Raw genomic sequence first — 7,189 nt, forward strand, 5'->3', positions numbered from 1 at the left:
GGAATAGGTGCCGCCTTACCCGCCGTCCGCGGCCGGGTTAGTCTGGCCACCGTACCTATCGCGGGAGTCCGGCGCACCGGGCTGAGAGGGAGGCTGGACGGCCTCCGACCGTACGAACCTGATCCGGGTCATGCCGGCGAAGGGAGGGGCTGGACGCCCATGCACTCATCTCGGAAGGGATCCGACGTCCTCGTCATCGGGGGCGGGATCATCGGCCTGGTCACCGCCTGGCGGGCCGCGGCGCGCGGACTGCGCACCGTACTGGCCGACCCGTCACCCGGCGGCGGCGCCGCCCAGGTCGCGGCCGGCATGCTCGCCCCCGTCACCGAACTGCACTACGGCGAGGAGGCCCTGCTCGGCCTCGGCCTCGCCTCCGCCGCGCGCTATCCGCAGTTCGCCGCCGAGCTCGCCGACGCGAGCGGCGGCCTGGACATCGGCTACCGGGCCTGCGGCACCCTCGCCGTCGCCCTCGACGCCGACGACCGCCTCCACCTGCGCGAGCTGCACGCCCTGCAGCGCCGCTGCGGCCTGGAGTCCGAGTGGCTCACCGGCCGCGAGTGCCGCCGCCTGGAGCCCATGCTCGCCCCGGGCGTCCGCGGCGGCCTGCGCGTCGACGGCGACCACCAGGTCGACCCGCGCCGGCTCGCGGCCGCCCTCCTGGCCGCCTGCGAGCGGGCCGGAGTGACCGTGCACCGAGCGCGTGCGCAACGGCTGCTCACCACCACCGACCGGGCGACCGGCGCCCTGCTCGACGACGGTACGGAGCTGCGCGCGGGCCAGGTGGTCCTGGCGGCGGGCTCGCTCAGCGGCCGGCTGGCGGGCGTCCCGCCGGAGGTCGTGGCCCCCGTACGGCCGGTCAAGGGACAGGTCCTGCGGCTCACGGTGCCGGCGGCGTACGCGCCGTTCCTCTCGCGGACCGTACGGGCGGTCGTGCGCGGCAGCCACGTCTACCTCGTGCCGCGTGAGAACGGCGAACTCGTCGTCGGCGCGACCAGCGAGGAACTCGGCTGGGACACCACGGTCACCGCGGGCGGGGTCTACGAACTCCTGCGCGACGCCCACGAGCTGGTGCCCGGCATCACCGAACTCCCGCTCACCGAGACCCGGGCCGGGCTGCGTCCCGGCTCGCCCGACAACGCCCCGCTGCTCGGCCCGACCGACCTGCCGGGCCTGCACCTGGCGACCGGGCACTACCGCAACGGGGTGCTGCTGACCCCGCTCACCGGCGACGTGCTCGCCGAGCTGCTGGCAACCGGCGAACTGCCGCAGATCGCACGCCCCTTCAGCCCCCGCCGGTTCTCCGCCGCACGTCAGGAGTCGTACGCATGACCATCTCCGTCAACGGTGAGCCGCGCGAGGTCGCGGCCGGCACCACCCTCGACACGGTGGTCGCCACCCTGACCGCGGCCCCCTCCGGCGTCGCCGCCGCACTCAACGAGACCGTGGTCCCGCGCGGGCAGTGGCCGGCCACGCCGGTGGGCGACGGCGACCGGGTCGAGATCCTCACCGCGGTCCAGGGAGGCTGAGCGCCATGGCGGACGACCTCCTCACACTCGGCGGCCGGACCTTCTCCTCCCGCCTGATCATGGGCACGGGCGGCGCCCCGAGCCTCGACGTCCTGGAACGCGCCCTGGTCGCGTCCGGAACGGAACTCACGACGGTCGCGATGCGGCGGCTGGACCCCACGGTCCAGGGCTCCGTCCTGTCCGTGCTGTCGAAGCTGGGCATCTCGGTCCTCCCGAACACGGCGGGCTGTTTCACGGCGGGCGAGGCCGTGCTCACCGCCCGGCTGGCCCGGGAGGCGCTGGGCACGGACTGGATCAAGCTGGAGGTGGTCGCGGACGAGCGGACCCTCCTGCCCGACGGCGTCGAGCTGCTGGACGCCGCCGAGATCCTGGTGGACGAGGGCTTCACGGTCCTCCCCTACACGAACGACGATCCGGTGCTCGCACGGAAGCTGGAGGACGTGGGCTGCGCCGCGATCATGCCGCTGGGCTCCCCCATCGGGTCGGGGATGGGGATCCGCAACCCGCACAACTTCGAGCTGATCAGGGAGCGGGCGTCCGTGCCCGTCATCCTGGACGCGGGGGCGGGCACGGCGTCCGACGCCGCGCTGGCGATGGAACTGGGCTGCGCGGCGGTCATGCTGGCCTCGGCGGTGACCCGGGCGCAGGAGCCGGTCCTGATGGCCTGCGCCATGCGGGACGCCGTCTCGGCGGGCCGTCTCGCCTTCCGCGCGGGCCGCATCCCCCAGCGCCGCTTCGCCGAAGCCTCCTCTCCTGCGCAGGGCCGCGCCGCGCTGGACCCGGAGCGCCCGGCGTTCTGACCTGCGGCGCGGCCTCCCGGGGCGCCGCCCCGGAGCCCGCGCCCCGAACGCCGGCGAGGCGGAGAGACCGGGGCTCCGGACCCGCACCTGACGTCACAGGTGCGCTGCAAGCCGACCCGTCCACGCCGACCCCCTCCCACCGGCTCGTAGAATCGCCGGGTGGATACGACCCTGGAAGACCCTCTCGTCGGGCGCGTGCTCGACGGCCGCTACCGCATCGACGCCCACATCGCGGCCGGTGGCATGGCCACGGTCTACCGGGCCGTCGACACCCGACTCGACCGGGTCCTCGCCCTGAAGGTGATGCACCCGGCCCTGGCCGCCGACGCCGCCTTCGTCGACCGGTTCATCCGCGAGGCGAAGTCCGTGGCCCGGCTCGCGCACCCCAACGTCGTCGCCGTCTTCGACCAGGGCACGGACGGGCAGTACGTCTACCTCGCCATGGAGTACGTCTCGGGCTGCACCCTGCGCGACGTGCTCCGCGAGCGCGGCGCGCTCCAGCCCCGGGCCTCCCTGGACATCCTCGAACCGGTGCTCGCCGCCCTCGGCGCCGCCCACCGGGCCGGCTTCGTCCACCGCGACATGAAGCCCGAGAACGTCCTGATCGGTGACGACGGCCGGGTGAAGGTCGCCGACTTCGGGCTGGTCCGGTCCGTCGACTCGGTCACCAACACCACCGGCTCCGTCCTCGGCACGGTCTCCTACCTGGCCCCCGAGCAGATCGCGAACGGCGTCACCGACACCCGCGTGGACGTCTACGCCTGCGGTGTCGTCCTGTACGAGATGCTCACCGGCGCCAAGCCCCACCTCGGCGGCACTCCCGCGCAGGTGCTCTACCAGCACCTCCACGAGGACGTCCCGCCGCCCTCCGCCGCGGTCCCCGGGCTCCCCGTCGGGCTCGACGAACTCGTCGCGCACGCCACCGCCCGCAACCCCGAGCTGCGCCCCTACGACGCCGCCGCCCTGCTCGGCCTGGCCCGCGGGGCCCGCGCGCTGCTCAGCGACGCCGAGCTGGACGCCGTACCTCCGCAGGCGCGCGCCGAGGAGCGCTCGTCGGCCGAGGACCGCACCGGCGTGATCCCGCGCCCGGTGGCCGCGCAGCAGCCCATGCAGTACACCTCCCGCCTGGAGACGCCGCCCCCGCCGCCCGCTGCGCCCGCGCACCGGCCGGCCACCACCCGGCGGCCCCGCCGTGGCATGCTGCTGATCATCGCGGGCGTCCTGCTCACGCTCGGGCTGGGCACCGGCGTCTGGTACATCAACTCCGGCCAGTTCACGAAGGTCCCGAACCTGCTCGGCAAGAGCGAGGCGCAGGCCCGTTCGCAGCTGTCCGAGGCCGGGCTCGGGGTGAAGGGGGTCGAGCGCAAGTTCAGCGAATCGTTCGACCGCGGGACGGTGATGAACACCGATCCCGCCGGCGGCCGCCGGATCCGCGGCAACGGCGCGGTGACCTTGACCATCTCCCGCGGCCCCGAGGTCGTGGCCGTGCCCAACCTGAAGGGCAGGCCGCTGGAGGAGGCGAAGGCCGAGCTGACGAAGGCCGGCCTGGCTCCCGGCATCGTCACGCAGGCCTTCAGCCAGGAGGTCGCCCAGGGCTCGGTGATCAGCACCAACCCGGCCGGCGGCGAGAGGCGGGCGCCGGACACGGCGGTCTCGCTCGTCGTCAGCAAGGGCCGCCCCGTGCCGGTGCCGAACGTGACCGGGCTCCTCGCCGACCAGGCCAAGTCCACGCTGGAGGGTCTGGGCTTCAAGGTCCTGACCGCCCCCGAGCAGGTCAACGCCCCCTCGGCCGCCGGTACGGTCGCCAACCAGTCGATCGGCGCGGGCACCCAGGCCGCTGCCGGGGACACGGTCACGCTGACGGTCTCCAAGGGCCCCCGCCAGCTCCCCGTCCCGAACGTGACCGGCCAGGACGTGGACGCGGCGCGCAAGATCCTGGAGGCCGCGGGCTTCAAGGTGAAGGTGGACCGGCCGCTGATCTCGTTCAGCAACACGGTGGAGAGCCAGTCGGTGCTGGCCGGACTGAACGCCCCCGAGGGCAGCACGATCACCATCAGGACCAAGGGGCTGTAAGGCGCAGTGATACGCAATCCAGTGGGCGGGCACGTCCCCGTCGCCGGCGGGCTCGCCTCGGTCGGTCTCACCTACGCCCGGGAGATGGGCGCCGAGGCCGTCCAGGTCTTCGTCGCCAATCCGCGCGGCTGGGCCACCCCGGTCGGCAATCCGGCGCAGGACGAGCGGTTCCGGGAGGAGTGCGCGGCCGGATCCGTCCCGGCCTACGTGCACGCCCCGTACCTGATCAACTTCGGCTCGCACACCGAGGCCACCGTGGAGAAGTCGGTGGAGTCGCTGCGCCACTCGCTGCGCCGCGGCCGGCGGATCGGCGCACTCGGGGTGGTCGTGCACACCGGCTCGGCAACCGGAGGCCGCCCGCGCGAGGCGGCGTACGCGCAGGTCAGAGAGCACATGTTGCCGCTGCTGGATGAGCTGACGCACGAGGACGACCCCTTCCTGCTGCTGGAGTCGACGGCCGGGCAGGGCTCCTCGCTGTGCTCGCGCACCTGGGACTTCGGGCCGTACTTCGAGGCGCTCGACCACCATCCGAAGCTCGGGATCTGCCTGGACACCTGCCACATCTTCGCGGCCGGTCACGATCTTGCGGAGCCGGGCGGGACGAAGGTGACCCTGGACCTGCTGGTGGACACCGTGGGCGAGGGCCGGCTGAAGCTGGTCCACGCGAACGACTCCAAGGAGGGCGTGGGCGCGCACAAGGACCGGCACGCCAACATCGGTCAGGGCCACATCGGCCGGGAGGCCTTCGCCGAGCTGTTCACGCACCCCGCGATGGACGGTGTACCGCTGATCATCGAGACGCCCGGCGGCAAGGAGGGGCACGCTGCGGATGTGGCGCTGCTGAAGGAGCTGCGCGGCCCGCAGTGATCCACCGCATCCTTTTCCCTGGGGGCCCCACCCTGCGCGAGGCTCCCGCCACGGGCGTGGGTCTGCGTACGGCCGTCCGGGGGCCGTCCGGACGGCCGTCCCCGGGGGCGCCGGCCGGTGCCGGCACCGAGCCTTACAGCTCGGGGCCCTCGCCGGGCTCCTCCTGGTACGAGTAGCGCTGCTCACGCCAGGGGTCGCCTATGTTGTGGTAACCCCGCTCCTCCCAGAAGCCCCGCCGGTCAGCGGTCATGTACTCGACGCCGCGGACCCACTTGGGACCCTTCCAGGCGTACAGGTGCGGGACCACGAGCCGCAGCGGGAACCCGTGCTCGGCGGTGAGCAGTTCACCGCCCTGGTGGGTGGCGAAGACGGTCCGCTCGGAGGCGAAGTCGGCCAGCCGCATGTTGGAGCTGAAACCGTATTCCGCCCACACCATCACATGCGTGACCTGCGGCGCGGGCGGTGCCAGGGCCAGGACGTTGCGGGCGAGCACACCGCCCCATTCGGCGCCCTGCATGCTGAACTTCGTGACGCAGTGCAGGTCCGCGACGACGGAGTCGAACGGCAGGGCCGTGAACTCCTCGTGGTTCCAGCAGTGCTTGTCCCCGTCGGCCGTCGCGCCGAAGACGCGGAACTCCCAGCGGTCCGGCTTGAACTTGGGTACGGGCCCGTAGTGGGTGACCGGCCAGCCCCTCTGCAGCCGCTGCCCCGGAGGAAGCTCCAGCTGCTCTGCTTCCGGAGATTCCCGGCTTTCCGGCTGACCCATGACTCCATGGTGACAGACTTGGCGGGGTGGTCATGACCAGGTCTGGGCCGATTCGGGCAAGTCGCGGTAACTCCCACTAAGGAGGCACTTACTGGACGGCCTCCGGCGGCGGTGCAAGGATGCGCGCAACTGCCCCGTCACATAGCTGACATTGCCTGGAAGGAGCCTCTGCGATGCAGGGCGACCCCGAGGTCCTTGAGTTTCTGAACGAGCAGCTGACCGGCGAGCTGACGGCCATCAACCAGTACTGGCTGCACTACCGCATCCAGGACAACAAGGGCTGGACGAAGCTCGCCAAGTACACGCGTGAAGAGTCCATCGACGAGATGAAGCACGCGGACAAGATCACCGAGCGCATCCTGATGCTCGATGGGCTGCCGAACTACCAGCGCCTTTTCCACGTGCGCGTCGGGCAGACCCTGACGGAGATGTTCCAGGCGGACCGGCAGGTCGAGGTCGAGGCCATCGACCGGCTGAAGCGGGGCATCGAGGTCATGCGCGGCAAGGGCGACATCACCTCCGCCCGCCTCTTCGAGGAGATCCTGGAGGACGAGGAGCACCACATCGACTACCTCGACACCCAGCTTGAGCTCATCGAGTCCCTGGGCGAGCCGCTCTACATCGCGCAGCTGATCGAACAGCCGAGCTAGACGGCGGAGCCGGGCGACGGAACGGGCAGCCGAGCCGGCCGGGCTCTAAGCCGCTTCCGCCAGCTCGGAGGAACGCGCCGGCTGGTCGGCGGCGAGCACCGACGCCGCGTCGCCCTTCTCCAGCAGCTCCCGGCGCGGGCAGGCCCCGCGGCCGAGGATGCCCTGAATGGTGCGCACACAGGAGCCGCAGTCGGTCCCGGCCTTGGTGGCCGAGGCGATCTGACGCGGGGTGCAGGCACCGGCGGCCGCGTGGTCCTTGACCTGCTTGTCGGTGATCCCGAAGCAAGAGCAGACGTACACGCGGTTCACCTCCCTGGGCGGAATGGTTCGGCGAGCCATCCCCTGTTCGGTGAGGCTTACCTAACCGTACCCAAAGTTAGGGTCGCCTAAAAGCCCTGGATACGACAGTGGGGGGGGGGGCCACCCCACCGCCCACCACGCGGTTTAGACGGTAATGAAACTTCCCATCCGGGTGGAGGTAACAGGTTCGGCCCCGGAAAGCACGGT

At 72.1% G+C, this 7,189-nt stretch carries 8 protein-coding genes and 1 riboswitch; of the genes, 6 read left to right on the forward strand and 2 right to left on the reverse strand.

All coding sequences use genetic code 11. The annotated features are described in order from the left end of the window. Positions 1–50: 50 nt before the first annotated feature. A riboswitch (TPP riboswitch) is annotated at positions 51–162 on the forward strand. The 5 genes from thiO (at position 160) to ACWGIF_RS17015 (ending at position 5,266) form a co-directional block, all read left to right on the forward strand. Then, positions 160–1,329: a glycine oxidase ThiO gene (gene thiO / locus ACWGIF_RS16995; RefSeq protein WP_453497582.1), complete on the forward strand. Its 1,170-nt coding sequence runs from the start codon at positions 160–162 to the stop codon at positions 1,327–1,329. (Overlaps the previous riboswitch by 3 nt.) Then, positions 1,326–1,526, forward strand: a complete 201-nt coding sequence (gene thiS / locus ACWGIF_RS17000; RefSeq protein ID WP_053613156.1) for a sulfur carrier protein ThiS — start codon at positions 1,326–1,328, stop codon at positions 1,524–1,526. Before thiO ends, thiS begins: the two co-directional genes overlap by 4 nt. A gap of 5 nt (positions 1,527–1,531) precedes the next feature. Further along, positions 1,532–2,326, forward strand: coding sequence for a thiazole synthase (locus ACWGIF_RS17005; RefSeq protein ID WP_453497586.1), 795 nt, complete (start codon positions 1,532–1,534; stop codon positions 2,324–2,326). Between the two features lie 159 nt (positions 2,327–2,485). Beyond that, the gene (pknB, locus tag ACWGIF_RS17010) at positions 2,486–4,399 is read left to right on the forward strand and encodes a Stk1 family PASTA domain-containing Ser/Thr kinase (RefSeq protein WP_453497589.1); all 1,914 of its coding nucleotides are present in this window, start codon (positions 2,486–2,488) and stop codon (positions 4,397–4,399) included. A 9-nt stretch (positions 4,400–4,408) separates the two neighbouring features. Continuing rightward, positions 4,409–5,266, forward strand: coding sequence for a deoxyribonuclease IV (locus ACWGIF_RS17015; RefSeq protein WP_453497697.1), 858 nt, complete (start codon positions 4,409–4,411; stop codon positions 5,264–5,266). Positions 5,267–5,399: 133 nt separating this feature from the next. Here ACWGIF_RS17015 and ACWGIF_RS17020 read toward each other — a convergent pair whose 3' ends face one another. Continuing rightward, entirely contained in the window at positions 5,400–6,032 is a 633-nt protein-coding gene (locus ACWGIF_RS17020) for a sulfite oxidase-like oxidoreductase (protein ID WP_374773596.1), read from the reverse strand. A 173-nt stretch (positions 6,033–6,205) separates the two neighbouring features. Here ACWGIF_RS17020 and bfr point away from each other — a divergent pair, with 173 nt between their 5' ends. Continuing rightward, complete coding sequence (bfr, locus tag ACWGIF_RS17025; protein WP_030010525.1) at positions 6,206–6,682, forward strand: bacterioferritin; 477 nt, start codon at positions 6,206–6,208, stop codon at positions 6,680–6,682. A gap of 45 nt (positions 6,683–6,727) precedes the next feature. Here bfr and ACWGIF_RS17030 read toward each other — a convergent pair whose 3' ends face one another. Next, the gene (locus ACWGIF_RS17030; RefSeq protein WP_453497700.1) at positions 6,728–6,991 is read right to left on the reverse strand and encodes a (2Fe-2S)-binding protein; all 264 of its coding nucleotides are present in this window, start codon (positions 6,989–6,991) and stop codon (positions 6,728–6,730) included. Between the last annotated feature and the right edge of the window lie 198 nt (positions 6,992–7,189).

Source organism: Streptomyces sp. NPDC054849 (assembly GCF_053610945.1).

Excerpts from the sequence above, each read along its gene's own strand:
- thiO (WP_453497582.1), top strand. The coding sequence starts at position 160 with ATGCACTCATCTCGGAAGGGATCCGACGTCCTCGTCATCGGGGGCGGG.
- thiS (WP_053613156.1), top strand. The coding sequence starts at position 1,326 with ATGACCATCTCCGTCAACGGTGAGCCGCGCGAGGTCGCGGCCGGCACC.
- ACWGIF_RS17005 (WP_453497586.1), top strand. The coding sequence starts at position 1,532 with ATGGCGGACGACCTCCTCACACTCGGCGGCCGGACCTTCTCCTCCCGC.
- ACWGIF_RS17020 (WP_374773596.1), bottom strand. The coding sequence starts at position 6,032 with ATGGGTCAGCCGGAAAGCCGGGAATCTCCGGAAGCAGAGCAGCTGGAG.
- bfr (WP_030010525.1), top strand. The coding sequence starts at position 6,206 with ATGCAGGGCGACCCCGAGGTCCTTGAGTTTCTGAACGAGCAGCTGACC.